This is a genomic window from Demequina lutea (assembly GCF_013409005.1).
GTDB classification, from domain to species: domain Bacteria; phylum Actinomycetota; class Actinomycetes; order Actinomycetales; family Demequinaceae; genus Demequina; species Demequina lutea.
The window spans coordinates 2,970,061-2,996,394 of the sequence record NZ_JACBZO010000001.1 but is presented as its reverse complement, the minus strand read 5'-3'; the positions used below and the strand labels follow the sequence as shown (position 1 = coordinate 2,996,394).

Annotated in this window: 23 protein-coding genes and 1 pseudogene; 14 read left to right on the top strand and 10 right to left on the bottom strand. The window is 66.5% G+C overall.

The annotated features are described in order from the left end of the window. Positions 1-262: 262 nt before the first annotated feature. The 3 genes and pseudogenes from BKA03_RS14435 to BKA03_RS15035 all read right to left on the bottom strand — a co-directional run. A pseudogene (locus BKA03_RS14435) lies at positions 263-1,091 on the bottom strand (helix-turn-helix domain-containing protein); the annotation flags it as partial. Positions 1,092-1,201: 110 nt separating this feature from the next. Then, a complete protein-coding gene (locus BKA03_RS14430) occupies positions 1,202-1,585 on the bottom strand; it encodes a hypothetical protein (protein ID WP_152649552.1) in 384 nt (127 codons plus the stop codon). A 465-nt stretch (positions 1,586-2,050) separates the two neighbouring features. After that, positions 2,051-2,755, bottom strand: a complete 705-nt coding sequence (locus tag BKA03_RS15035; RefSeq protein WP_218856208.1) for a hypothetical protein — start codon at positions 2,753-2,755, stop codon at positions 2,051-2,053. A 3-nt stretch (positions 2,756-2,758) separates the two neighbouring features. Here BKA03_RS15035 and BKA03_RS14420 point away from each other — a divergent pair, with 3 nt between their 5' ends. The 3 genes from BKA03_RS14420 to BKA03_RS14410 all read left to right on the top strand — a co-directional run bounded on the left by BKA03_RS14420 (position 2,759) and on the right by BKA03_RS14410 (position 4,720). After that, positions 2,759-3,583, top strand: a complete 825-nt coding sequence (locus tag BKA03_RS14420) for a DNA cytosine methyltransferase (RefSeq protein WP_373366738.1) — start codon at positions 2,759-2,761, stop codon at positions 3,581-3,583. A gap of 52 nt (positions 3,584-3,635) precedes the next feature. After that, positions 3,636-4,166, top strand: a complete 531-nt coding sequence (locus tag BKA03_RS14415; protein ID WP_062075234.1) for a zinc-ribbon domain-containing protein — start codon at positions 3,636-3,638, stop codon at positions 4,164-4,166. A 206-nt stretch (positions 4,167-4,372) separates the two neighbouring features. Further along, positions 4,373-4,720, top strand: coding sequence for a PDDEXK family nuclease (locus tag BKA03_RS14410; RefSeq protein WP_152649550.1), 348 nt, complete (start codon positions 4,373-4,375; stop codon positions 4,718-4,720). 161 nt (positions 4,721-4,881) lie between these two features. Here BKA03_RS14410 and BKA03_RS14405 read toward each other — a convergent pair whose 3' ends face one another. From BKA03_RS14405 to BKA03_RS14395, 3 genes are all read right to left on the bottom strand, one after another. Further along, the gene (locus tag BKA03_RS14405) at positions 4,882-7,401 is read right to left on the bottom strand and encodes a lysylphosphatidylglycerol synthase transmembrane domain-containing protein (RefSeq protein ID WP_062075232.1); all 2,520 of its coding nucleotides are present in this window, start codon (positions 7,399-7,401) and stop codon (positions 4,882-4,884) included. A 52-nt stretch (positions 7,402-7,453) separates the two neighbouring features. Further along, positions 7,454-7,885, bottom strand: a complete 432-nt coding sequence (locus BKA03_RS14400) for an isocitrate lyase/phosphoenolpyruvate mutase family protein (RefSeq protein WP_062075231.1) — start codon at positions 7,883-7,885, stop codon at positions 7,454-7,456. Between the two features lie 149 nt (positions 7,886-8,034). Beyond that, complete coding sequence (locus BKA03_RS14395) at positions 8,035-8,865, bottom strand: CPBP family intramembrane glutamic endopeptidase (protein ID WP_083971641.1); 831 nt, start codon at positions 8,863-8,865, stop codon at positions 8,035-8,037. Positions 8,866-9,114: 249 nt separating this feature from the next. On the opposite strand from BKA03_RS14395, the gene BKA03_RS14390 reads away from it, so the two are divergent. The 4 genes from BKA03_RS14390 to BKA03_RS14375 all read left to right on the top strand — a co-directional run bounded on the left by BKA03_RS14390 (position 9,115) and on the right by BKA03_RS14375 (position 12,444). Next, positions 9,115-9,654 carry a sigma-70 family RNA polymerase sigma factor gene (locus tag BKA03_RS14390; protein WP_062075230.1) on the top strand — a complete coding sequence of 180 codons (540 nt, stop codon included), beginning with the start codon at positions 9,115-9,117 and terminating at the stop codon, positions 9,652-9,654. Position 9,655: 1 nt separating this feature from the next. Further along, positions 9,656-10,945, top strand: coding sequence for a hypothetical protein (locus tag BKA03_RS14385; RefSeq protein ID WP_062075229.1), 1,290 nt, complete (start codon positions 9,656-9,658; stop codon positions 10,943-10,945). A 79-nt stretch (positions 10,946-11,024) separates the two neighbouring features. After that, positions 11,025-11,564, top strand: coding sequence for a sigma-70 family RNA polymerase sigma factor (locus BKA03_RS14380; protein ID WP_062075228.1), 540 nt, complete (start codon positions 11,025-11,027; stop codon positions 11,562-11,564). Position 11,565: 1 nt separating this feature from the next. After that, the gene (locus BKA03_RS14375; protein WP_062075227.1) at positions 11,566-12,444 is read left to right on the top strand and encodes a hypothetical protein; all 879 of its coding nucleotides are present in this window, start codon (positions 11,566-11,568) and stop codon (positions 12,442-12,444) included. A gap of 21 nt (positions 12,445-12,465) precedes the next feature. Here the strand turns inward: BKA03_RS14375 and purB are convergent, their stop codons facing one another. Continuing rightward, positions 12,466-13,908, bottom strand: coding sequence for an adenylosuccinate lyase (gene purB / locus BKA03_RS14370; protein WP_062075226.1), 1,443 nt, complete (start codon positions 13,906-13,908; stop codon positions 12,466-12,468). Between the two features lie 62 nt (positions 13,909-13,970). Next, the gene (locus BKA03_RS14365; RefSeq protein WP_062075225.1) at positions 13,971-14,369 is read right to left on the bottom strand and encodes a phage holin family protein; all 399 of its coding nucleotides are present in this window, start codon (positions 14,367-14,369) and stop codon (positions 13,971-13,973) included. A gap of 35 nt (positions 14,370-14,404) precedes the next feature. Between BKA03_RS14365 and hisC the strand changes: the two genes are divergently transcribed. The 5 genes from hisC (at position 14,405) to BKA03_RS14340 (ending at position 20,118) form a co-directional block, all read left to right on the top strand. Continuing rightward, positions 14,405-15,484, top strand: a complete 1,080-nt coding sequence (gene hisC, locus BKA03_RS14360) for a histidinol-phosphate transaminase (protein WP_062075224.1) — start codon at positions 14,405-14,407, stop codon at positions 15,482-15,484. 68 nt (positions 15,485-15,552) lie between these two features. Then, positions 15,553-16,215, top strand: a complete 663-nt coding sequence (locus tag BKA03_RS14355; RefSeq protein WP_152649549.1) for a DUF805 domain-containing protein — start codon at positions 15,553-15,555, stop codon at positions 16,213-16,215. Positions 16,216-16,343: 128 nt separating this feature from the next. Further along, complete coding sequence (locus BKA03_RS14350; RefSeq protein WP_062075222.1) at positions 16,344-17,474, top strand: thiamine pyrophosphate-dependent dehydrogenase E1 component subunit alpha; 1,131 nt, start codon at positions 16,344-16,346, stop codon at positions 17,472-17,474. After that, positions 17,471-18,547: an alpha-ketoacid dehydrogenase subunit beta gene (locus BKA03_RS14345; RefSeq protein WP_062075221.1), complete on the top strand. Its 1,077-nt coding sequence runs from the start codon at positions 17,471-17,473 to the stop codon at positions 18,545-18,547. The genes BKA03_RS14350 and BKA03_RS14345 overlap by 4 nt, the downstream gene beginning before the upstream one ends. An 8-nt stretch (positions 18,548-18,555) precedes the next feature. Further along, positions 18,556-20,118, top strand: a complete 1,563-nt coding sequence (locus BKA03_RS14340; protein WP_062075220.1) for a dihydrolipoamide acetyltransferase family protein — start codon at positions 18,556-18,558, stop codon at positions 20,116-20,118. Between the two features lie 28 nt (positions 20,119-20,146). Here BKA03_RS14340 and BKA03_RS14335 read toward each other — a convergent pair whose 3' ends face one another. Continuing rightward, the gene (locus BKA03_RS14335) at positions 20,147-21,550 is read right to left on the bottom strand and encodes a UTP--glucose-1-phosphate uridylyltransferase (RefSeq protein WP_062075219.1); all 1,404 of its coding nucleotides are present in this window, start codon (positions 21,548-21,550) and stop codon (positions 20,147-20,149) included. A gap of 136 nt (positions 21,551-21,686) precedes the next feature. Here BKA03_RS14335 and BKA03_RS14330 point away from each other — a divergent pair, with 136 nt between their 5' ends. Beyond that, complete coding sequence (locus tag BKA03_RS14330; protein WP_062075218.1) at positions 21,687-22,172, top strand: hypothetical protein; 486 nt, start codon at positions 21,687-21,689, stop codon at positions 22,170-22,172. Between the two features lie 87 nt (positions 22,173-22,259). On the opposite strand, the gene BKA03_RS14325 is transcribed toward BKA03_RS14330, so the two are convergent. Continuing rightward, on the bottom strand, positions 22,260-23,948 hold the full coding sequence (locus tag BKA03_RS14325) for an MDR family MFS transporter (RefSeq protein WP_202965736.1): 1,689 nt from the start codon (positions 23,946-23,948) through the stop codon (positions 22,260-22,262). A gap of 205 nt (positions 23,949-24,153) precedes the next feature. Between BKA03_RS14325 and BKA03_RS14320 the strand changes: the two genes are divergently transcribed. After that, positions 24,154-25,989, top strand: a complete 1,836-nt coding sequence (locus tag BKA03_RS14320; protein WP_083971639.1) for a bifunctional copper resistance protein CopD/cytochrome c oxidase assembly protein — start codon at positions 24,154-24,156, stop codon at positions 25,987-25,989. Positions 25,990-26,334: the final 345 nt, after the last annotated feature.

Here is a 26,334-nt window from a genome sequence, read left to right as displayed (position 1 = left end):
CGGCAGCCTTGCTGCCGTGCGGTGCCGCCTCATACTCCGCAACCACCCTCGCCCGGTAGGCCGCCGTGAACGAGCGCCGGACCGGACGAGCGGCCGGATCTACGACTACTTCTCCTGGGCTCGCCACCGGACCATCTTCGACACCAGGAAGAACTGGACTATTGCTACTCACGAAACTGTCTCCTATCACCACCCTCCACGGTGGGCCCGGGGGCTCCGGCATGTCTCACTACAGCCTGACAGGGAGGGCGACGGCGAGGGTGCGGTTGTAGCGTTCGACTTTGCCGTTGTGGCGGGGTGTGTAGGGCCGGATGTACTGGTGCTTAGACGCGGTCGCTGCGATCACCCGTGTGAACTCTTTGGCCCGATAGTTCGATCCGTTATCGGTCACGACCGTCACGACGCGGTCGATGCCGTGGGCTCGGAAGAAGACGCGGGCCCGGGTGTAGAAACCGATCGTGGTGGAGGACTATTCGTCGCCGAGGTGTTCGGTGTAGGCCAGACGTGAGTAACCGTCAACGATCGAGTGCAGGAACACGTAGCCGGCTCTGGCGCCAGCGGTCTTCGCACGCTGGGCGGCACGATGCTGACTGGGTCCTCTGCCTTGGCCACGATGTCCGCCACCGTCGGAGATACGGCCGACCTTCTTCACATGAATGTGGACCATGTGGCCGGGAAAGCGTGCCGTGATGGTGCGCACGACACGGTTGGTTGACCCGTCAGGGTCCAGGTCACGCAGCCGGGAGATACCCAGGCGTTTCAAGCCACCGACCCACGCTCGCCAGCGACACGTGGTGGCCATGGGCGGCGAGCTCGGTGCGGATCGCACGCGCGGTCAAGTGTCGCTCACGCCGCCACTCCTCGATCAGGTCCACCACCGCCGCGTCAAGCTGGGTGGGACGGCGGTGAGGAGCCGAGGAGTGATCCTCGAGCCCGGCGACACCATCGCGTTCGAACCTGGCCTTCCACTTCGATAGACACTCCCGCGACACGCCAGCCTCTGCGGCAACGTGAGCGATCGGGCGAGACTGGCAGCGGCGGATCAGTCGCAGGCGGCCTTCAGGGGTCAACGGCGCGTTAGCGTGGTGCATGAGGGATAGGTCCTTGCAGCAGGCGGATGTAGTGGTACTTCCATCGTGCCCTCGGGCCTATCCCTCCCTCACACCCCGAACCATGTCAACAACCTCATGAGACGCAACACCTAGACGGTGTCTGAGGGCGCCGTGTCGCTCGGCCGCTCGACTCGCTTGATCTGGCGACCATCTACCCACCACTCCACGACAATCGCGGTTCCGTTGAAGTCGTATTCGATGACTGCGGGCCCGTCCGACCTGTGGTGCTCACCGTGGCGATACCAACTCAACTTCAAGCGCTCGAGGTTCGGATGGAACTCGAAAACGGCTGGTCCGTCGTCGCTGTGCTGTTGGCCGTTTTGGAAGTAGGACTCGCCGTACGCACCGTACCTGCGCGCGATGATTGCGGGCCCGTCAACGCGGTGCCACCTTTCACTAGGGAGTAGCCACTGAAGGACAAAATCGTCCGGTTCGATTGAATCTTCGATGAACTCGACTTCGCTTACAGACATCGTCATGTTCCTTTCCCGCGCGGCGACCGGCCTCCTGGCTGGATCCGAGCCAGTTAGATAATTGTGCGCCGCTGTCGCGGCCTACTTGCATTGCTGGTATGCCACACCGAACGACGTATTTCGCATTGTTACAGGTTTCGGGAACCACTTTTCCTCTCTGATTTCCCATCGATTACACGGCCGCCAGGGGAAATTACACAGGCTCTCGCTACCTAACCTGGAGATGTCGTGAGTCGCTGCATCAGACCGCCGCGCAAGCCTGGGAGCAGCTGCGCTAGGGCGAATCGCGCCAACTTGGTTGCTAATTGCTGGACCTTGCGTCTTCAAGCGAGTCGGCGCCGTTTCAGAATGGCCAACTGCTCCACCGGTTGCGGGGCATTCTCGATTTGAATGCCGCGTTGTCCACACGTCGCGCGGCCCATTCCAAAATCTTCCGTGGCTTCAATCGACTTGCGCATCGAGATCTCAGTTTCGGCGTCCGCGCGAAATGATCGAAGGTCGGCGATCTGGTGGTGCACCATTTCCCTTTCTTCGGAAGTTGCGGCGTCTTCCCACGTCGACTCCTCCGAGCCGCTGGTCAAGTAGTTCCTGAAGGTTTGGTGTCTTCAGAAGTGTGTGCTTTGACCGGCTGGCTTCGGCGTACTCGTTGAGGAGAGTAATGTTGGACGCTGAATCGTTGGATGCCATGGCGTCAAGCAGTATTTGCCAAGGGTGCCGCGAGGTATAGGTCCCGCCTTCGCGCGCGAGCAACACTGCGTGGCGAAAATTCTGCTTCGTCAGGTAGCGAGCGAGGCGCTCGCTGTGATGTTTGTCGGTGATCCGCTCGAACTCTGAGCCCGTGAGCACAGGTGCCGCTCCTCCCGTCGCGATGTATGTTCGCCGCCGTGCGGCCGCCCATGCGATGAAAAGATCCGACTCTTCAGCCTGGGTAAGTGGACGTTTGGCAAGGTAGACGAAGTGGCTATGGGGGTTCCAGCCGTTTTCGTCATGTACGGCCTCCGTTACAGGGAAGAAGCTGAAGACTCCCGCCCGCTTTTTGGCCTCGTTGATGGCGGTGTTCTCGCCGACCGCGGCCCAGGCTTCGTTGAAGCGTGAACACGACGCGAGCGCGTCTTCATCACGGCAATGCTCATCCCGGACGCGATGCCCCGTGACCCCAACCCTGCGCAACTGATGCTGCCGGACCGGGTACTGATACGTCGTGAGTGGGACCTCAAGGAGGACCTGCCGCTTGATAGCGCCACCGACGTGCCGGGTACCGCGCTCTCGGCCGACGAGGTCGCGTGGATTGGGCATTGGGAGTTGATGGTCCAGTTCATGCGCGAGTGGCGTCGTTGGCAGGCGACGAGTGTCGGTGAGGCTCAGCGACGGCTGCCCGGGTTCCCGATCTGGACTGACGCATGGGTCGCAACAAAGAAGGCTCGTGAGGGACTGCTCGAAGGTGCGCCCGCCTGGGAGGCCGACTTCCTGCGCAAAAACTTTGACCTGTTCGACGCTCTTCGCGGGGTCGACGACAAGTTGGTCAAAGGCTGGCTGCACGACGTGCGGAAGTTCCCGGAGTCGCGACGCAAGTTGGAGTGGCAAGCGCAAGACACCCAGAGCCTGTGGGGTTGCGTGATCTCATTCCGGCCGAGCGGTTTGCGTGCCAAGCGCATGACCCACCTGCCTGCGCTAGTTGCCATTACCCAGACGCCAGTCCTCGGGCCGCTGCGGCGGAAACTGTCCGCGCGAGAGGCGGCGCGATTGCAAGGACTGCCCGACGGCTACTCGTTCGAGGGGCAGACCGACAAGGCGACGTTCAAGCAGATGGGCAACGGCGTCAACACCGGGGTCGTGTGGAACGTCCTCAAGGCACACTGTGCGCGCGACCGGCACCTGCTCGTCGAAACGCCCGAGGGACGAGCAATCCTGGAGGCTGTCGAGGGCTCGCCGGACAACCCGCCCGATGCGCTTAGAGTTCTATTTGCAGCCGGTGTCACTCCATCGACTGGCGCTTAGCCGCGCTGATTCTCCGCGTCTCCTGTCACCGGCGCGCCGTATCCTCACTGTCTTGGATGACGTCGAAGATTTCTTCAACTCAACGGTCGGCTACACCCCTGCCGAATGGAAGCCGAAGGCCTCCTCCGTTGGCACTTTCGACACGTCGAGACGCCCGCTCGCGCTCGAGCGCTGGGACACCGACGCCAACGATGGCATCGACTTGTCTCAGGTGCCCACCTCACTGTCGACCGTCGCGTGGTTCTGGCGATGCCCCGAGGGCCACCGGTGGCGCGAGACCCTTTCCTCGGTCTCGAAACGTGGCGCGTGGAAGCGGTACGACATTTCCTCCGCTGCCTGCCGTCGGTGCGTCCTGATCGCTCACGGGCCGCGCTGCCCCGAGGGCCACCTCGTCGACCGTGTTGACCACCTCAACGAACCGATCGCTTCTCACCTGTGCCGACAGTGCGATCCGGACGCTTTCGACACCCGAGGTGGCGACCAGGCGAAGGTTCGTGCCGCTGACAAACTGACGCGCGACGTGTGGCGGACGGCCACCGATCCGCGACACGTCGCCATGACAGGTCGCGACCTAGGGGGTTGATTGCTTTCGAGAGGTGCATCCGCGCCTGCCGCGCTCAGGGAGTTCGCTGGTGGAAGCCCGTTCCTCCGAAGAAGGTCGTCTGGGATGCCGCCCTTGGCTCCGTCGCCCCCAGTCGTCGCGAGACGTGGACTGGCAAGGACGAACGCTCTCTCATCGCGGCCTGCGTTGACGCGGGGTTGCCGGTGCGGACGGGAGTTACTGTCACGGTGCCTGACGTGTATTACCCGACCGGGGCCACTTGGAGGGCCACTCCCGACATCCTCATCGGTGACAGCCTCGTCATCGAAGTTGACCATCCGGCAGAACTGCATGGCGGCTCCACCCACGAGGAAGGCTTTCCTGCGGCCGACCTGCAACGCGACGACGTGTACCGCGCGGCCGGCCTTACTGTCATCCGGGTTCGACTCCGTGGACTAGCGCCGGTGGCCGACTCCATCAACTTTGTCCGCAGCAATTACACGCGGGCGGTCGCGACCGCCGTCATCACTTGCGCCCGTCAGATCGTCGACGGCGCTGACCCCGCGAGTTTTGCATCCGTCACGGTCGTCGACTAGGCCCGGCGTTTGCGGCTTCGGGGGGAGTAACCGACGAGAAGCGCGACGCTCATCACTGAGAATTCGGCGAAAAACAGCGCTACAACCTAGCAATTGCTAGAGGCCCTCGCGCACTTTGCTGAGTTAGCGTCAGTTGCTGAACTAGACCAACAACCGACACGCTAAAGTTCGCCCTTTCGTTGGAGGAACCTCATGGCGACGTACCCCATCGGGATGCGTGCCCAATAGCTGATCAGACGGTAAAGAACGACAACAGACGCGGCAATTTCCTTGGGAAGACCCGCGGAGATCAGCCCGGCGGTGAGCGCGCCTTCGACCGCGCCAAGGCCACCGGGGGTGGGCACGATGGCTCCCACGGCGTTTCCGAGCAGGAACAGCACGGTGACGTCGATGAGCGGCATGTGCTGCCCGAAGGCACGCAGCGTCGAGTCGAACGCGCCCACGTAGGCCACGGTGAGCAACAGGTTGCCGCCGATGCCGAGCGCGAGACGCCACGGCTGGCTCAGCACCTGGGCGAGGCGCGGCCACGTCTGGCGCACGAGGGGCCGGAGCCTTCCGAGAGCCCACGTGCGGACCCGCGGCACGATCATGGCGATGGCCACCACGACCGCGGTGACGATCACGCCGACGAGCACGGAGCTCGAGGGGAGTGCGGCAAGGGTCCCCTCGGAACCGGTGATGAGCGACAGCACGATCAGGCCGACCACGGTGACGACCACCGCGCTCACCTGCACGAGTGCGACCGTCGCGACGGCAAGGGGAGCGGGGACCTTGCGACGCGTGAGGAGGCGCATGTTGAGGGCTGCGGGCCCCACGCCGGCTGGCGCTGCAAGCGCGATGTAGGCGGCCGCCACTTGCGCCAGAAGCGCCCTGTTCCACGGCAAGCGAATCGGGGAGAAGGCCATCAGGGCCACCGCAGCGCCGGCGAACGTGGCGAGCGCCCAAGCGAGGGCGGCGAGCAGCCACCACGGGTTGGAGTCGCGTAGCGCGTTGAGCACGTTCTCGGTGTTGAACGAGGCGAAGACCACCAGGGCCGCGATGATGCCCGCCGCAAGGGTGAAGACCGTGCGTGGGCCAAACCGGGCGATCTTTTCGGGCTCGACGTCGGCATCGGGAAGTCGCTCGACGATCTCCTTGCGGACCACGCCCAGGTTGATTTCCGATGCCCTCATCGCGTGCCTCGTGGCGCGCGGAAGCACGATCGACTGCAACATCGGCGCGAACGCCTCAACGCCGGCGTCGTCCAAGGCGCGGAACGCCGACGCGACCGCGCGTTCCGCGCCGATGATGGGCGCGAGCATCGCGACGAGTTGGGCACAGTCGATGCGTTTGGCGAGCTCGGTCGTGGCGACCTCGCCGAGCTCCCAACTGGTGAGCCATACGGTGGGAAGTCCGACGAGTTCGTCGTGGCCAACGAGCACCGTGTCCGCGCTGAGCGAGCGGTGCGAAATTCCCGCGTCGTGGGACTTCATCACTTGATCCCAGATGGCGTCGACCGCGGCGTCGGTGACCTCCGCGGGGTCGATGTCGGCGAGAGGGCGTGCCGCCAATGGGCGTTGGTAGACGACGATCATCGAGTCGCGGGCCTGTGCCATGCCCAGCACGCGGGCGGTGCGCACTCCGGCACCGCGAGCCGCGTGGGACACGAGCGCGGTCGCCTCCGCGGAATGCCGCAGGGACACGTCGGCGCGCGCGTCGATGCCGCGCAACCGCGCGGATTGCCACAGCTTCGTGAGGAAGCCGACGGCGTGCTGGTCGGCATCGAGCGTCACCACGATGAGGTGGTAGTTCTCCTTGGTCAGCAGCGAATAGACGCGGCCGTGACGCGTGCGGCCAAGCGCGGTCGATACCTCGTCGAGTTCCTGAGTTGCCTGACTCGAGGAGGGGTCGGCGCGTACAAGGCGTTTGGGAGAGAAGCCGGCGCGCTTGATGCCGTCGACGAGTGCGTCGCCATACGCGCGGTCCGTCGTGGATCCGAGCGCGTAGCGGATCCCAAGTCCAGCGAGCCGGCCAAGCAGCACCGTCAGGAGCGCCGCCGGGAGAGTGACGATGCTGGAGATGACGGCCACGGCGATCGCGAGCCACATCACATTCCACGACAGCATGAGGGTGCGGCGGGTTCCTCGTCTACCCGCGACCGTGAGCAGTGCCGCGACGCCCGCGATATAGGCGGGCAGCGCGACCGTGGCGTGGGCGCCCACGCCGATCGTGAGCGAGCCCTCCACTCCGGTCGAGCCGAAGTGGTGCACCAGGAAGACGGTGACGAGCGTGAACCCGAAGCCCACCGCGGCCGCGGTGAGCGCCTCCAAGATGCGGCGGGGCTCCCTGCGGACAGCCAGGTCGATGACCACGGCGGCGGGAAGGATCAGGGTGACGATTCCAGAGAACAGGTTGACGGGCGCGATGAGCAGGCGCTGGAGAATCCCGGAGATCCCGTGCACGTCCGCGGTGATTCCATCTGTGGTGCCGCGCGCGTACGCGCCGAGCAGCAGCACGATGACGATGCCAAGGGCGACACCGAGGAGCGAAATGAGGTCCGCGACGCGGTGGACCCGGATTTCGGGAGTGTCGATCACCGTGACGGTGGGGGCGCTGGCCGCAGGGGCGCTCACCGCGGTGGTTCCTGCCTGGTCATCGGGTGCCGTATCGCCGCCGGTCGTGGGCGGAGCATCTGCGGGCATGAGGTGAGTCTATGGGCCGCGACCCGTCATGGAGTGGAGCGTCGGCCGCCGTTCATTGGTCGAAGCGTCGCTGAAGCTCGGCGTAGGAGATCGCGCCATCGAGAAAACCGAGGGTTCCGGAAAGGAGCAGCTCGCGGCCGGCGCGTTCCACGAGCGAGAGCGCGGCTCGTGCGAGGCTGCCGCCCAGGCTCACACGCGTGACGCCGAGCGAGAAGAGCGTGAGCGTATCGATGGTGTTCGCCAGCCCGGCCACGATGTTGAGGGGCGCAGGAATGGCGGCGGCGAGCCGGCGGATGGTGTCCGCTTCGACGACGCCCGGCACGAAGATGCAGTCTGCGCCGGCCTCGATGTAGCGGAGCGCGCGCTCGACCGTCTCGTCGAACGGGTCCCCTGTGACTCCGCCGAAGTACGTGTCGGTTCGGGCATTCAGCACGAACGCTTCCCTGGGCGCCGCGGCCGCCTCAAGCGACCGGGGGGCCGTCATCGGGGGGCGGTCACCGGGTGGCCCGTTGGGCGAGCGGGTAATTCGGCTGAGGGATGCGCATTCCCACATCGTCGGCGATCGTGGCCTCGTGCGCCACCCGAACGTCACAATTCGCCCTCGCGTGGCGAGTGCCCCGCGGAGAGGGAGTCTCAGCCGCCGTTGAGCGCGTTGATCCAACTCGCAGGCACGACGTCGGGGCCGATGAAGGAGACCGCGTCGAGTGTCCAGTGCGCCAAGATCAGTGGACCGAGCCTGCCCGTACGCACAAACACCCAGGCGAATACGGCTCCCATCACGGCGTTGCCGAGCGCCATCGGCCAGCCCTGGTAGAGGTGATAGGTGCCGCGGAGCAGCGCCGATGCCAGGATCGCCACCGGCAGCGACCAACGCATTTCTTGGAGCCGGGTGATGAGGTACCCGACGACGATGACCTCCTCGAGCATCCCTGCCACTCCCGCAGAGGCCAGCAGGATGACGGCCGACCACCACTGGTGCGGCAGCCCGGAGGTGTCGATCCGCACGGTTTGGCCGATCGCGCGACCCACCGCGTAAAGGCCCAGTCCGGGAAGGCCGATGGCCGCCGCCAGCCCGAAGCCGAGCCCCACGTCGCGCCACCGCGAGCGACCGTTCCGGTTGAGGCCGAGTCTCGCCCTCCACGAGCCGCCGTGGCTCGAGAGCAGGTACAGGGCGAGCGCGACGGGCACGAGCGCGAAGGCGATGCTCAGCACCTGGTAGATGATGTTGAGGTAGTTGATGCTCGACAGCGACGGGTTGAGGGTCGTGGACTGCTTGCCGATCGGAGCGGTGGCCATGTAGCGCCGGATGAGCGCAATGATCGCGTACACGGCGCTCTGGCCGAGCGACAGACCCAGCACGATGAGGACCTCGGCGCGCAGCCTGGGGATCGAGGGGGCGTCTGCGGTGGCGACGCCCGCGGGGGTGACGTCTGCTGCGGGATCAGTGGCGGGGTCGGCGTTCATCACGCTCACTGTAACGAGCGAACCGGGCCGTGCGTCCCACGTGTCGCCCCGCCCGCTCCGACGCTCCGAACCAATCTCAGGCGGGCACGCCGACGTCAGGGGCTCGAGCATCGGCGCCCGACGGCGTGGCGGGACTGGATTGGTTCGGAGCGTCGCGGGAGGGCAGTCGGGGTGTGGCACCGGCGCACCCCAACGTTTCATGGCGGTCACCTCGTTCTCAGGGGGACAATGCCGATGAGGGGGATACACATGGCCCGATGGGAACCGCTGCTGGAGCAGGTGATGCGTGAGCGCGCTCCGCGACTGCTCGCCTACGCCGCGATGCTCACGGGCGACGATGCTGAGGCGCACGACGTGCTGCAGGACGCGCTGGTCCGCACCTTCTCCCGCGGCAGGCGGTTCGACCACGTCAACCAGGCCGAGGCGTATGTGCGCCGGGCGATTCCCAGCGTGGTGATCGACCGTTCCCGCAAGTTCAGGCCGGTGCCGCGCGATCCCGCTGACCACCCCCAGGTGGCCGCTCAAGCCTCCGACCGCGACGCCGTGATGGACGTGCGCGGCGCCCTGCGCGAACTCGCCCCGCGCGAGCGGGCTTGCGTCGTGCTCCGCTTCTACGACGACCTCACGGTGGCGCAAATCTCCGCGCACCTCGGGCTCGCGGACGGGACGGTCAAGCGCTACCTGTCCGATGCGTCGGCGAAGCTGGCGGGTCTCTTGGGGTCGGAACTCGATCTACGCGAAGAAAACACGGTGCCGGTGACGGCACCTTTGGTGAAGGGAAGGCGCTGACATGAACGGCGACCTTGGAAACCTGCTGGCTGGTGAGATGGGCGAGGCCGAGGCCCGCTTCGGGCACGACGACTTCGCCGAGGCCTATGGCCGACGCATCGCCGGCCGGGTGCGCAGGCGCCGGACCGTGCGAGCGGTGGGAGTGGGCGGCGGCACGATGCTCACGGCCGGCGCGCTCGTGGTGGGCGCCACGCACATGCCGTGGGGGGTGCTGGGTGCGGCTCCGGGTGCGGGCGGTACCGACTGCGTGACCCCGTCACCCTCCGACGGCTCGTTCACCTACGAGGTGACCGTTCGCGCCGGCAATACACCCACTGACACGGTTTCGTTGTTGGACAACGCCACCGGTGCGGCGATCTTGACGGCGGCGTTGCAGCCTGACGGTTCGTACGTCTTCACCGACGCGGAAGGCAATCCGTTGAAGGCGACGCTCGAAACGTCGGGGAGCTATCGGGTGACCGTGTCGCAGGCTCCGACGGCCGACGCCCAGTGGGGCACGGCGCCTTCGGGTGGTGCGGAGATCGTGGTCGAGGGCATCAGCACCTCCGACTTCGCGAACCCGAGCGGCGCCACGCCCACCCCATCGGACGACTGCTACACGCCGAGCCCTGCGCCGTCGGGCGTGCCGAGCCTGTCCACCGAAATTTTCCACGTGACCGACCCGAGCCTCGCGGCCAAGCCCGAGGACGTCACTAGCCCGTTCCAGTGCGGGTTCACCTTCCCCACCGAGTCCTCGAAGACAGATGGCCTCTGGATCGACGGCGCTCAGAGGATGACCGGCACCGACGCGGCGGCGGCCATCCGGGCGAGTTTCACGAGTGACCCCTCCCAGGCACCCGGTGTTGGCAACCTCACGGGCCTCGTTCCGGTGGTGACGGTCCACTTCGCCAACACGATCACTGATTCCGGGCTAGCGGTGGCGTTCGGAACCACCGAACCGAGCATGGTTCGGATCCCCACGGCTCCGACGGACAGCGCCACCGACTGGGTGGCATCTGAGGGCGCGACCTATGTGGGAGTCGTGGACGGACGGGTCGTGGCCACGGGTACGGTGCCTCCGGACGGTTCGACGACGAACGCTCCGCCGATCTACGCGGATTGGGGCGGTTTTCCCGAAGCCGGCGCACGCATATACCTGCTCGATGAGACCGCGGCCCTCAAGTCGTGCGACGCCAACCCCGTCGACTCCTCACGCATTGACCTGTATGCGGTGGCGGGCTCGATCGTCGAGCACCCAGACGGAACGGTCGTTGGTCCGACCTACGCCTGGATTCCGGTGGGCAAGCCGTAAGGCCTCTCGCCCGCGTCACCCAACGATCCGGGCCACCACTCCCGTTGTGTGCGTGACAGGCTAGACAGCGGAGGCGGACGTGGCACGGTGGGAGCCCATCCTCGATGAGGTGATGCGGGAGCGCGGCTCCGGCCTGCTCGCGTATGCGCGGCTACTGACGGGAAACGATGCCGAGGCGGAGGACGTGCTCCAGGACGCGCTCGTGCGCTCCTTCTCGAGGGGGCGCACGTTCACCCACGTCAATGCCGCCGAGGCCTACGTGAGGCGCGCCATCCCGTCCGTATTCATCGATCGCTTGCGGCACCGGCGTACGCGGGACACCGCCCTTGAGCGGCAGGCCTACGAGCAAGACGAGGCCATCTCCATGGGCGATCGCGACGCGGTCCTCGACGTCCGCGCGGCGCTCGCTACCCTGCCTCCCCGCGAGCGCGCGTGCACGGTGCTCAGGTTCTACGACGACCTCACGGTTCCCCAGATCGCCGCCCAACTTGGCCTCGCTGAAGGCACGGTCAAGCGCTACCTCGCCGACGCGTCGGCGCGACTGGCGTCGGTGCTCGGGGACGTGGAAGACAACGATCGAATCCCGGTCGTGACACATTCAGGCAAGGAAGGCCGCTGACATGGACGACTCCCTTCACTCAGTCATGAACGACCTCGTAGCGGCCGATGCCGCACGGATGTCGGGACCGCGCTTCGCGAATCGGCATGGTGGTGGTATTGCGCGACGGGTGCATACTCGCCGAACGGTGCGCGCGGTGGGCGTGGGCGGTGCATCGGCAGTGGCCGTGGGCGTGCTCGCGGTGGGTGCGACCCACATGCCGTGGGGTGAGTTGAGCGTGGCGTCGTCCGGCTCAGACTCGACGGCCGGGTCCGAACCTGCGACCAGCCCGTTCCAGTGTGGGTTCGTGTTTCCCAGTGCGTCCCAGAGCGTCGAGGGGATGGCCATCGAGGACACGGGCTGGCTCACCTCGGAGGAGGTCCTCGCGCGCCTCGACCGGCGCCTCAACTCCAATGTCGACTCATCTGGCAATCCCGTGCAGAGCGAGCACGTCCCGGTACCGTTCCATGTGGACTCGACGCAGTCGCTACCGACCTTCAGCCTGGTGGATCCGGCTGGCTCGGCGGTAGCGGGTGGGTACATGGGAGCCGAGGATCCCGTCCTCCACTCGCCAACGATCGACGGCCTGCAGGGGCCCGCAGGCGCCGACATCGAGGTATCGACTGAGGGACTCACGTTCGTCGCGGTATCCCAGTCCACCGTGATCGGCACCATCACCAGCCCGTGGCAGCCCGAGGACGCGTCCCCCGTCATGTGGACAAACACATCGCTCCCAGCCTCGCTGACGCTCATCAACCCCGAGGGTGCGTTCTCGGCATGTCCCGGCGCGACGTTGGGAAACAACTTCGACGTCTATGCCGTCGCGGGCAGGATCACCATGGATTCCGCCCACGTGACTACCGGGCCGATCTACGTGTGGAGTGAGATCGCCAAGCCCTAGCGGGGCTGGAGCCCGTCCCGCCTACCCCAGGTACTCGTCGACCAGCTTCTCGGCGATGCCCACATAGCTTCCGGGCGTCAGGGCGATGAGCCGCTCGGTCGCGTCGGCCGGCAGCCCGAGCCCCGACACGAAGGTGCGCACGTCGTCGGCGCCGATGCGGCGGCCGCGTGTGAGGTCGCGCAGGGTCTCGTAGGGGTTGTCCATGCCGGGCACGCCGGCGATCGCGGCGGCGCGCATGGCCGACTGGATGGGCTCGGCGAGCACCTCCCAGTTCGCGTCGAGGTCGGCATTGAGCGCCGTGGGGTTGACGTCGAGACCGGCCAGCCCGCGGCGCAGGTTGTCGATCGCGAGCAGCGAGTGGCCGAACGCGACGCCGATGTTGCGCTGGCTGGTCGAATCGGTCAGGTCGCGCTGCATGCGGCTCGTGACGAGCGTGGCGCCCAGCGTGTCGAGCAGCGCCGCCGAGATCTCGAGGTTGGCCTCGGCGTTCTCGAAGCGGATGGGGTTGACCTTGTGCGGCATCGCGCTGGACCCGATCGTGCCCTGGCCGCGCACCTGCGCGAAGAAGCCAAGAGAGATGTAGGTCCACACGTCGGTTGCGAGGTTGTGCAGGATGCGGCCAAACCGGGCAACGTCGGAGTAGAGCTCTGCCTGCCAGTCGTGGCTCTCGATCTGCGTCGTGAGCGGGTTCCACGCCAACCCCAGCCCCTCGACAAACGAGCGCGACACAGCCGCCCAATCCGTCCCTGGCACTGCGGCGGCGTGCGCCCCAAACGTTCCGGTCGCGCCGTTGATCTTGCCCAAGTACTCCGCGCCCTTGATGCGCGCGAGCTGGCGGCGCAAGCGGTGCGTCACGACCGCGAGTTCCTTGCCGAGCGTCGTGGGGGTCGCGGGCTGGCCGTGGGTGCGCGCGAGCATCGGCTGGCTCTTCGAGGCCCGCGCCATCTCGGCGAGCTGGTCCGCAAGCGCGGTCGCGGCGGGCAGCCACACCTCACGCACGGCGCCTTGGATCATGAGCGCGTAGGACAGGTTGTTGATGTCCTCGGAGGTGCACGCGAAGTGCACGAGCTCGCGCAGGGGCTCGAGCGTCGTGCCCTTGATGCGGGCCTTGATGACGTACTCGATCGCCTTGACGTCGTGGACCGTCTCGCGTTCGAATGCGGCGTGCTCCGCGATGCCTGCGGCGTCGAAGCCGGCCGGGATTCCGCGCAACAGGTCGAGTTCCGTGGCGGTCAGGACGCGCACCCCCGGCACCGCGTCGGTCGCGCACAGGTGAATGAACCACTCGACCTCGACGTGCAGGCGCATGCGGTTGAGCGCGGGCTCTGACAGGTAGTCGACGAGCGAGGCGACGGCGCCGCGGTAGCGGCCGTCGAGCGGGCCAAGTGCGATCGCGGGCTCTAGCCCCGCCAACGACACCGTGGGGCGGAACGGGTGGGCAGCTGAAGCAGTGGGCTCGGTCACGACGTCATTGTTTCACGTGCAACGGCGAGCGCGTGGGTGCCGCCAGCGTCCTACTACCGACGCTAACGACGCAAGCGCTTGCGGTCCTTCGCGATGGGGTCAAGCACCGCCGTAATCACCGCGATCACAATTGCGGCGATCAGGGTCTTCCAGAAGCCGCCGATCGTGAAGTCAATGCCGTCGATGTTCGACGTGATCCACGAGGTGAGCCAGAGCATGAACCACGCGATGACCGCGGTGAAGAGGCCAAGGGTGAGGATGATCACCGGCAGCGCGAGAGTCTTGACGATCGGTTTGATGATTGCGTTGAGCAGCACCAGAAGCGCGCCGATGGCGAGGAAGACGAGCGGTCGGCTCCACCAATCGTTGGCATTGCCACCGGTCACCCCCACATCGAGCGGAAGCAGGGTGGCAATCCAGACGGCGAGCGCCGCGAATGCGGCTCTGAGGACGAACTTCATACACCGAGTCTGCCACGCGCTGGCATGATCGGCCTATGACCACACCTCAGCCGCTCCCAAACGTCGCCGCACTCCCCCCTTACGTTCCCGGCGCTCGCGGCCTGGTGAACGGTGTGACTCCCATCAAGTCGTCGTCGAACGAGAACCCGCTGCCGCCGCTCCCTTCCGTTCTCGAGGCGCTCGCGACGGCAGGCGCCTCGATCCACCGCTACCCCGACATGTATGCGACGGATCTGGTGGAGCGACTCGCGGAACGCCACGGGGTCACGCCTGCCGAGGTGGTCGTCGGCGGGGGCTCCGTCTCCGCGCTTGCCCACGTGCTGCAGGCGTACGCGGGGCCGGGCAATGAGGTGGTCTTCGCGTGGCGTTCCTTCGAGGCGTACCCCATCCTGACGCTCCTCACGGGCGCGTCCCCCGTGACGGTTCCCTTGGACGCCGATGCGCGTCACGACCTGCCGGCCATGGCGGCCGCCATCACCGAGCGCACCAAGGTGGTCATGGTGTGTTCGCCCAACAACCCGACCGGGCCCAGCGTTCACACCGACGAATTCGTCGCATTCATGGGCGCGGTTCCCGAGCACGTGGTGGTGGTGCTCGACGAGGCGTACCTCGAGTATGTGACCGACCCCGAGACGGTGCACGGCCAGGAGATGATCGGTCGCTGGCCCAACCTCGTGGTGCTGCGCACCTTCTCGAAGGCGTACGGCCTCGCCGGGCTACGCGTCGGATACGCGATTGCCCCCGCGGCGATCATCACCGCCGTGCGCTCTTGCGTCACGCCGTTCTCCGTGTCGGGGGTGGCCCAGTTCGCCGCGATCGCGTCGCTCGACGCCCTGCCGGAGCTCCTGGAGCGCGTCGATGGCATCGTCGCCGAGCGCGCCCGAGTGGTCGCGGCCCTTGCGGCCGACGGTTGGAATCTGCCCGACTCGCAGGGCAACTTCGTATGGATAGCCGCGGGCGACAAGACGGCCGAGTTGGTCGCGCACTTTGGCGCTCAGCCGCGCCCCATCCTCGTCCGCCCCTTCACGAACGAGGGCGTGCGCCTGACGATCGGAACCCCGGCAGAGAACGACGCTGCGCTCTCTGCCCTGGCAGGGCTAACCTGGAGAGCATAGAAACGGTCATTTGACCCACGGCGGCAATGTTGCCGCGCACGGCATGGCCGCTCTCGAAGGGAACCGCCATGTACCTGAGCATCAATAACGTCTTTCCGATTGATCCGGACAAGGCCGGGAAGGCTCTGACCGACTATCTGAACTCGTATGGCCAGATCACCTACTTTTCGCTGATCGCGCTCGCGATTCTCAGCCTCATCGTGGCCATCGTGGTCGCCAAGAAGGCCGGCTATTCCGGCTGGTGGGGCGCGATCGCGGTGCTGGTCCCGCCCGTGGGCCTCATCCTGGTGGTGCTCATCGCCATCCTCAAGTGGCCCGCTCTCAAGGAGCGCGACGAGGCCCTTGGGATCCTCGATCAGAACCAGCTCACCCTCCCCAGCCACGAGCGAAGGGCCATCAAGGAGGCCGAGCGCAAGCGGGCGATCGAGGACGCCGCACGCAAGCGGATGGAGAAGGCGCAGGCCGATCGCGAGAAGGCCGATGCCCAACGCGAGAAGTTCGCCGCAGGCGAGGCCAAGCGCGCGGCGACGGCCCCCGTTCCCGTGTCCGCGACTCCCGCCGCGGAGGGTGCCGCGTCTGCCGTGCCAGCGCCGGTTGTCAAGCCCGCTGACGCCCCGGTTACCAAGCCCGCCGCCGCCCCGGTTGCCGCGAAGCCTGTCGACACAAAGCCCGCGGCTGCGGCAACGAATCCGGCCGCAGCAGAGAAGCCGGCCGTACCGCCCAAAGGCTGAAAAGCCGCGCCCTTGGTAGGACCCTCTTGCAAACCTACGGTTCCGTAGCCTACGCTTGCGTAAGTTAAGTCTGGGGGGTCGTTCCGGGGCCCACCAAATAGCCCATCACGTCATGGCAAGGGAGTCGCATGGCCGGCATCGGACCACTGTCAGAAGAGGGACTCGTCCGTCTTCTTGACCACACAGGCGAGAGAGTCGCCGACGAATACTTTGGACCGTTCGCGGAGCATCTCACCTTCGATGACCTGCGCGGCTTCTGGCGCGACATGATCATGACGCGCGCCTTCGACACGGAGGCGACCAGCCTGCAGCGTCAAGGCGAGTTGGGCCTCTGGGTCGCCTCGCTCGGTCAAGAGGCGGCACAGATCGGCTCGGGGCGCGCGCTCCGCGATCCCGACTACGCATTCCCCAGCTACCGCGAGCACGGCGTCGCATTCACGCGCGGAATCGACATGCCCTCGATCCTGCGGGTCTTCAGGGGCCTCGAGCACAGCACGTGGGATCCCGCGGCGCATAACTTCCACATCTACACACTGGTGATCGGCGCGCACACGCTCCACGCGGTGGGCTACGCGCAAGCGATGGACTGGGACGGCCTCGTCGGCTCGGGAGACCCCGACAAGGACGGCGCGGTCATCTGCTACTTCGGCGATGGCGCCACCAGCCAGGGTGACGTCAACGAGGCCATGGTGTTCGCGGCAGTCAACAACGCGCCCATCGTCTTCTTCATTCAGAACAACCAGTTCGCGATCTCCGAGTCGGTCACTCGCCAATCGACGGTTCCCCTCGCGCAGCGCGCCATCGGCTTCGGGATCCCGAGCGTGCGCGTCGACGGGAACGACGTCGTGGCGGTCCACGCCGTGACGCGGTGGGCGATGGAGCACGCGCGTTCCGGCGCCGGTCCGGTCGTGATCGAGGCGCTCACCTACCGCATGGGGGCCCACACCACGTCGGACGATCCCACTCGTTACCGGTCATCGGCCGACGAAGACTATTGGCGCGAACGCGACCCGATCGCCCGCGTCGAGACCTACTTGCGTGGACTCGGCGAGCTCCCCGAGGACTTCGAAGAGGCGGTCCGCGCCGACGCGAAGGAGCTTGGGCGCGTGACGCGCGAAGCCGTGAAGTCGTGGCAGCCCGGCCCCACGGACACGATCTTTGAACACGTCTATGCGGAGCCGCACCCGCTCGTGGATGCCGACCGCGCCTGGTTTGCGCAATATGAGGCCTCTTTCACCGACAAGGAGGTGACGCGATGACCGCCCCCACCCATGAGCAGGTTTCAAGCGACCGGCTCGCGCCCGAGGGCCTCGCTCCGGTCCGCACCCTGACCCTGGGCGCCGCCATCAATGCGGGCCTGCGGGCCGCGATGGACCGCGACCCCAAGGTCGTCCTGATGGGCGAGGACATCGGCGCGCTCGGCGGCGTGTTCCGCGTCACGGACGGACTGCTGAAGGACTTCGGCGAGCGCCGCGTCATGGACACCCCCTTGGCCGAGTCCGGCATCGTCGGCACCGCGATCGGCATGGCGTTCCGCGGCTATCGCCCGGTGCTCGAGATCCAGTTCGACGGCTTCATCTTTCCCGCGTTCGACCAGATCACGACCTCGCTTGCGAAGCTTCACTACCGGACCAAGGGCAAGCTCACCGTCCCGCTCGTGATCCGCGTGCCATATGCCGGCCACATCGGCGCGATCGAGCACCACTCCGAGAGCCCTGAGGCGCTGTTCGCCCACACCGCGGGCCTGCGCATCGTCTCCCCTGCGACCCCGCAGGACGGTTACGACATGATTCAGCAGTCGATCGCCAGCCCCGACCCCGTGCTTTTCTTCGAGCCCAAGGCCCGCTATTGGGACAAGGGCGAGGTGGACTCGACGCGAGTCGCGTCTCAGCTCGACCTGGCGGATGGCGCCTCGAAGGCCACCGCCGAGATGTCCAAGGCGCGCGTCGCCCGCGAGGGAACGGACGTCACCCTGATGGCGTACGGCCCCACTGTGCGTCTCGCGATGCAGGCCGCGGTGGCCGCCGCCGAGGGAGGCGTCTCTGTGGAGGTTCTCGACCTGCGCTCGATCTCGCCCTTCGACTACGAGACGATCCTGGCCTCGGTCAAGAAGACGGGCCGCGGCGTCGTCGTTCACGAGGCCCCTGTGGCCTATGGCACCGGCGGCGAGCTCGCCGCCCATGTCGCCGAGCACGCCTTTTTCCACCTGCACGCTCCGGTTTTGCGCGTGGGCGGCTTCCATATGCCGTACCCCGGCTCTAAGTTTGAACACGACTACCTGCCCAGCCTTGATCGCGTCTTGGACGCGGTCGACAAGGTCATGGCCCACTAGGAGAACTCATGCCGATCTTTCAGCAGTTTCCGCTGCCCGATGCGGGTGAGGGTCTCACCGAAGCCGACGTCGTCACCTGGCGAGTCGCCGTGGGCGACCGCGTCGAGGTGAACCAGCCGCTCGTCGAAATCGAGACCGCGAAGTCTCTGGTCGAGTTGCCGTGCCCCGTCGACGGCGTCATCACCAAGTTGCTCGTGCACGAGGGCGACACGGTCGAGGTGGGCGCACCCATTTGCGAGTTCGACACCGACCCCGACGGACCCCCGGCCCCGCCCGCTCCTGAGGTCGTGGCGTCGGAGGTCGCGGCGCCTGAGGGCGTGGCGCCTGAGGGCGTGGCGTCGGAACAGCATGAGGCCGCTCCCGCCGAGGGTGCGAACCCCGCCGGTCCCTATGCGCCCGCTGGCGCCGGTGACGCCTCCCCCGCCCCCACCGACGCTACGAACCAATCCGGCGGCGACACGCCGACGTCTGGCTCGGGCAACGCCGACGCCACCGGCGCGTCGGCCAACGCTTTGGTTCGGAGCGACGGCGAAGCGTCCCCCGCAGCGGCGGCCTCCTCGGACGAATCCGGAGCAGTTCTTGTGGGTTACGGAGTCAAGGAAGGGTCCGCCCACCGCAGGCCGCGCAAGGAGGGCTCGATCGAGTCGATCGGAGGCGCGGGCGACTACCCCGTGCTGGCCATGCCCCCCGTGCGCAAGCTCGCCAAGGAGCTGGGGGTGGACATCACCACGATCAACCCCTCGGGCCCCGGCGGCCTGGTGACGCGTGGCGATGTGGAGCAAAAGGTGAAGGCGACTTCCGCGCACACGCTCGCGACTTATCCCACTGACGATCAGCCGTGGCTCGAGACCGGATACTCGAACGACAATGGCCGCTCCACCCGCGTTCCCGTCAAGTCGGTACGCAAGCGCACGGCCGAGGCGATGGTGCAGTCGGCATTCACCGCCCCGCACGTCACCGAATTCCTCACAGTAGACGTGACCGACACCATGAACCTCGTGGCCAAGCTCAAGGCGGACAAGGACTTCGCCGACGTGCGCGTCACGCCCCTCCTGCTGGTGGCCAAGGCGCTGCTACTCGCGGTGCGCCGCCACCCCGAGGTCAACGCGTCATGGGACGACTCGAAGCAGGAGATCGTCTACAAGCACTACGTGAATCTCGGAATCGCCGCGTCGACGCCGCGCGGTCTCGTGGTGCCCAATATCAAGGACGCTCACCGCCTACCCTTGCACGCACTCGCGACCGAGCTGCAGCACCTCACGGCGGAGGCCCGCAGCGGCCGAGTCCCGCCCGCACGCATGGCCGACGGCACCATCACGATCACCAACGTGGGCGCGCTCGGCATCGACACGGGCACCCCCATCCTCAATCCCGGCGAGGCCGCGATCCTGGCGTTTGGTGCGATCCGCCAGCAGCCGTGGGTGCACGAGGGCGAGATTCAGATCCGCTGGGTCACGCAGCTCGCGCTGAGCTTTGACCACCGCCTGGTGGATGGTGAACTGGGCGCGCGGTTGCTGTTCGACGTGGGTCGAGTGATGAACGACCCGGCGCACGGGCTCGTCTGGGCGTAGTCGTTCCGCTCGGGCCAACCCGCAGGGACTAGCCCTCCATCACCACGCCGTCGAGCATCGTGCCATTGGCGATCGCGTTGCGCTCGCCGTCGTCATCTTGAAGCACCACGGTGCCGCGGATCGCGACGTCCTTGCCGAACGTCCAGTCGCCCTTGATGGTGAGCGACGATGCCTCGCGCAGCGACGGTGCGCCGTGCGGGAAGCGCGCGTCGAAGTCCGCCATGGTCTTGTAGAACGCGGGATCGAGGTCGACCAGCGGGGCCCGCTTTACCGCGAGGCGTAGGGCACCGTCCTCCTCCAACTTGTAGGCGTCGGAACGCAGCACCAACAGGTCGTTGGTGGTCTTGACCGGCAGGAATCGGTCGCGGCCAACGACGATCGCGGTGGCGCCTTCGAAGACCTCGATCGCGGCGCCCATGGCGGTCTCGATCTGAAAGACCTCGGGCGATTCCTTGTCCTTGGGGTCCACGGTCTTGGTGTTCCGGATGAGCGGCAGGCCAAGCACCGCGCCGCGCTCGGTGAGCGCCGCCTTCAGCTGTTCCAGGTCCCACCACAGGTTGTTGGTGTGGAAGAACGGGTGGTGGTCCTCGTCCGTGAAGAAGTGCATGTCCTCGGGTGCGGTTTGTGCCGTGTCGCGCAGGATGAGTTGGCCGTCGGACTTTCGCACTGCCAAGTGGCCGCCCTTGCGGTCAGCGGCGGTGCGGGGGCATAGCTCGGCGGCGTAGGGTGCGCCCGACGCGGCAAACCAACCCGCGATGCGCGCGTTCGGCACCGCCCCGAGGTTGTCCGAATTGGACACCGACGCATAACGGAAGCCGGCGTCAAGCAGGGCGTCGAGCACGCCCGATGCGAGGATCGCCGTATAGATGTCGCCGTGGCCGGGAGGGCACCACTCAAGGTCGGGGTCGGCGGGCCACTCGACGGGGGTGAGGCCGTCGACGAGTAGTTTGGGTTCCTTGTTTTGCAGGAAGTCGAGCGGCAAACCGTGGACCTGGACCCCGCGATGGGCCGCCAGGGCCTCGAGCGAATCATCACGAGTGCGGAACGAGTTCATGAGTACGAGCGGCAACAGCGCACCGGTGGCACGCCGCGCATGCTGCACCTGGCCCACGATCAGATCCAGGAACGTGTCGCCGCCGCGCACCGGAAGCAGCGACTTGGCGCGATCCATGCCCATCGAGGTGCCAAGCCCGCCATTGAGCTTGATGATCGCGGTCTTCGCCAGCGCCTCGCGCGCCGCGTCGTCGTCCACGTCGACCGCGTCGAGGTGCGCTGGGTCAGTCAGAGGCTCGATCGTGTCCTCGAGAATCAGGCCCGTCGCGCCCGCCTCGAGTTGTCCGTAGTAGTGGCTGAACACGTCGATCGCGGGCTGACTCACGCCAGCGTCGCGCATCTTGGCTTGGGCGGCAATGAGTCCTGGTGCATCGGTCATGCTACGAGCCTATGCATGTCGCACTCCGGACGCGAAACCAATCGCGTGAAGGGCCAGCGAAATCCGGGCCACGTCTGCCTACCACGGCGTGCCGGCGGGTAGATTGGGGCAACGCCACGCAGGACCAGGGGGGGCGATGAACCAGCAGATGCCGCAGGGTGAAGGTCAGCGCCGAGTCGAGGTCGGGCTCGACGGCAAGCCATTCGAGGTGTGGGAGCCTGATCCGCAGCCACTTCCGGCTACCACCCCGCCGCCTTCGGCCACAGATTGGGTGGACGGGTCGTACTACCCAAGAGGCACTGCAGAGACCGCGATGCTCCAAACCCCTCGCCGGAGCATGGAGTTCAACCACTATGCGTGGTACTCCATCGGCTTGGCCGGGTTCGCGACGAGCGGGGCGATCGTCCTGTGGCTGATCGACAGGCCCGGCCGGCTCCCGATCATCTGGTTCGCCCTGGCGGGTGCTGGCGCGTATTACGGAATGCGTGCCCACAACGCTGGCGTACGGGGGTTCTGCACCAATGCCGGCCTTGGACGGGCGGGGCTCGCGATCTCGCTGCTCGTGGTCGTCGCCTTGGTGGTCGACCTCTTGAGGGCGTTTGTGTTCGCCGCGAGCCTGTAGCGAGTTCTCGACTCCGGCCTTCCAGCACCCGTGAACCAAAAGCGGGGCCGGCCCGAAGGCCAGCCCCGCCCTGTTTAGCGCTGAGCGCTACATCTCCATGGCGACGGCCGGCACGGGTTCCTCCGCCTCGTCGTCGCGCATCGTTTCGAGCCCCGACTTCTCGCGCAAAGGCACGTGAGGCACAAGGAGTGCGAAAAGCAGCCCACCGATCGCGATGAGCGCCGAGATGAACAACACTCGTGTGATCGACAGCGAGAAGCCCTCCTGGAACGGAGCCGCGAGCACGGGGTTGGTGGTCTTGATGAACGACGTGTCGTTGAGCGAGACGCCCGCCTTTGCCGCCTGGTCTACCGAGCCTGCGTTGAGGAGCGCGAGGATCTTCGCGTTGTCGGGGTTGGACGTCACCGCGGGGTCGGCGAGGGTCTGCTGGAACTGGGGCGTCTTTGCGGCCGTGGCGTACTGGTTGCCGATGTCGCCCGCGACGGTGCCGAACATGATGGACAAGAACACGGCGGTGCCGAGAGAGCCGCCGATCTGACGGAAGAACATCACCGATGCCGAACCCGTGCCCATGTCCCGTGGCTCCACAGCATTCTGCACGGCCAGCATGTTCGGCTGCATCACGCCGCCGAGGCCAAGGCCAAACAGGGCGCCGCCGATGAACAGGTGCCACAGCGGGCTGTCGGCGTGAAGCATTGACAGGTCTAGGCCGCCGAGGATGAGCAGGATCGTACCGATGACGGGGAACATCTTGTAGCGGCCGGTCTGGTGGATCACGCGTGCCGAGATTCCCGCCATCGTGATAATGCCGAACGTCACGGGAAGCATCGTGAGTCCAGACGCGGTGGGCGACATGCCCTTGGCGATCTGGGTGTACAGCGGCAGGCCCGCCATGCCGCCGAACATTGCAAAGCCCATGATGAAGTTCAGGCCGGTTGACACGGCGACGGTGCGGTTCTTGAAGAGGCGCGGTGGCAGGAGGGCGTTGTCGCCCGCCCTGTGCTCCGCGAGAAGGAACCCGAGGATGCCTACGATCGTGAGCGCGCCCAGACCTAGCACCGCGCCGGAGGTCCAACCCCACGCGCGGCCCTGTTCGACGACGATGAGCATCGGGACGATCGCGACCACGAGCGCGGTGACGCCCGCCCAGTCGATTTGCACGCGCTTGTGAGTCGCGGGAAGGTGCAACACGCGAACGATGATGAAGAGCGTCGCTACGCCGAGCGGGACGTTCAAGAAGAAGATCCAGCGCCAGCCGGCGAAGCCGAGGATGCTGTGGGCATCGGCAAAGAAGCCGCCGAGCACGGGGCCGAGGACCGAGGCCACGCCCCAGACGCCGAAGAAGAAGGCCTGGTATTTGGTGCGTTCGCGCGGCGAGAGCATGTCGCCGAGGATGATGAGCGCGAGGGCCATGAGGCCACCGGCGCCAAGGCCCTGAACGGCGCGGAACGCGGCGAGCTCGTACATGCTGGTCGCCGATCCTGACAGCAGCGAACCCACCACGAAGGAGCTGATCGAGAACACGTACAGCGGCTTGCGGCCGAAGATGTCGGACAGCTTCCCGTACAGGGGGGTCGAGATGGTGGCCGCGACCAGGTACGCCGTCGTGACCCACGCCTGGAGCGTGAGCCCGTGGAGGTCGTCGCCGATGGTGCGGATGGCGGTGGCGACGATCATCTGATCGAGGGCGGCAAGGAACATGCCCACCATGAGGCCGCCGACGATCAGGTTGATCTGGCGAACGCTGAGGAGCGGTGTAGGCGCTTCTGTTGTCACAAGGGAGTCCTCTCCCATGCCAAGGGACATGGAACTGGCAGCGGCCGCGTCGGCACGGCGGAAAAGCTATGACACACACATGGGGGTGAAGCACATGGGGGTTGCGGGGCGGGATCGGTCGCTGCGCAACTGTGTAGTTTACGCACCGGGGCCGACATTTATTCCCACGATGGGGAAATGCCTGGTCCGCGCCTAGTCTTGAGCCATGACGATCGTGGGCCTCAGCGCCATCACCCGCGACCTTTCTGTGGCCGTCGTGGTCGGCGCGCTCTTGCTGCTCGTGACCGTGGTCCGCGGCGCGGCAGTGGAGAGGGCCGCCCTTGTGGCCCGCGTCGGCGCGGTCGCCTGGGTCGTCTCTTCCGCAGTCTTTCTGGTGTGGTCGTATGCCGAGATCGCCAACGTCAGCGTGGGCGATCCGACGTTCGGTCAACAGTTGTGGAGCTTCGTCGCAGACATCGATCTGGGGCGGGCCTACGGCATGGGCGTCGCCGCCGCGCTCGTGACCTCCATTGCCGTCACGTTTGCCCGGACCCCCACCGAGGCGGCGTGGTCCCTCCTGCCCATCATCTACGGACTCGGCGTCCAGGCCGAGACGGGGCATGCGGCGGGGTCTTCCGACCACCACCTCGCGGTGACCGCGATGTTCCTGCACATCGCCGCGTCGGCCGTGTGGCTGGGGCTGCTCGTGGGCATTGCCGCCGTGCGTCGCCAACTGGGCGACGATGCCAAGTCAGCCGTGGAGCGTGTCTCCAAGATGGCGATTTGGGCCGCCGTGGCGCTCGTCGCGTCGGGCGCGGCGAACGCGTGGTTGCGCGTCGGCTCGATCACCGACCTGGTGACCACCACATATGGGCGACTCCTTGCCGCCAAGCTTGTGCTGATGTCGTGCGCCATCGCGTTGGCTGCGTGGCATCGCCGCGCCACCTTGCCTCGCCTTACTGCGGCCGATGTGAGGGCGCGCTTCTGGCGAATCCTGTCGATAGACATCGGCCTCCTGGTCGGGGTCATCGCGATCGCGGGCGTGCTATCGCGAACGGCCCCGACCATTCCCGTCGAGCTGGTTCCCGACCCAAGCCCCGCATTCCGGCTCACCGGCTACCCGCTGCCTCCGCGCCCCGACGCGTTGCAGTGGATTGTGCAGTGGCGACTCGAGATTCTGTCGGCCTTCGTGATCCTCGCGCTCTTGACCGTGTACCTCAGGTGGGCGATTCGCTTGCGCCGACGCGGCGACAGCTGGGCCTGGCACCGGACCGCTTCGTTCGTCTTCGGCATGGCGGGACTCATCTGGATCACTCAAGGTGCGCCCGCGGTGTACGGCATGGTGACCTTCAGCGGCCACATGGTCGAGCACATGTTGCTCGTCATGGCCGTGCCGTTGCCGATCGTGTGGGCGGCCCCCGTCACGCTTGCGCTGCGGGCCCTCCCGCCGCGTCACGATGGCACGCGCGGCCCCCGCGAGTGGATCAGGATCATCGTCGAGTCGCGGTGGATGCGCTTCCTGGCCAACCCCGTGGTCGCCGCCGTGAACTTCGCAGGCTCCCTCATCGTCTTCTACTACACGCCGATCTTCGAGTTCGCGCTGCGCAATCACGCCGGGCACCTGTGGATGATCGTCCACTTCACCTTGGCGGGTTACCTGTTCGCGAACGCCCTCGTCGGCATCGACCCCGGACCCAAGCGCCCGCCTTACGCGCTCCGCGTGGTCCTGTTGTTCGCGACGATGGCGTTCCACGCGTTCTTTGGTGTGGCCCTCACCACGTCACAGGTCCTGCTCGCCCCGCGGTGGTACGGCCTCATGGGTCGCGACTGGGGTCCCTCTGCTATCACCGATCAGCAATATGGTGGCGCCTTCGCGTGGGGCCTGGGCGAGTTTCCCGTCCTGATCTTGGCGATTGGCGTGCTGGTCGCGTGGCGATCGGCGGACACGCGCACGGCGAAGCGCCTTGACCGAGAAGCCGTACGCACCGGCGACGCGGATCTGACCGCGTACAACTCGATGCTCGATCGCCTCTCACAGTCCGACGAGAACGCGCCGTCCTAGCCGAGTGCGCCCCAGAGTTGTCCACAGATTTTGTCCACAGCGGTGTGCAGAACGGCCCTTTCCCTCCCGCGCAACGGTGGAAAACGGTGGGGAAATCGGGTGGACAAAATTGGGTCCTTCCAGTGGTTGCGCGGGCACGTGGAGGTGCGATAGACCTATGGCATCGGGAGGGTGTTCTTCCACCTGATTGGGGCTTCGGCTCTGGTCTTCTGCAGAAAACGCGGGCGTTCGGGAAACCGGCGTGGCGGCTCGGTGGAATCGGTGGGGCATATCCAATCGGATGCTTCGGACAACGGCAGTCCACGTTGCGGAACGGGCCTTCGGGTCTCGGGTCGCGACCTGTGG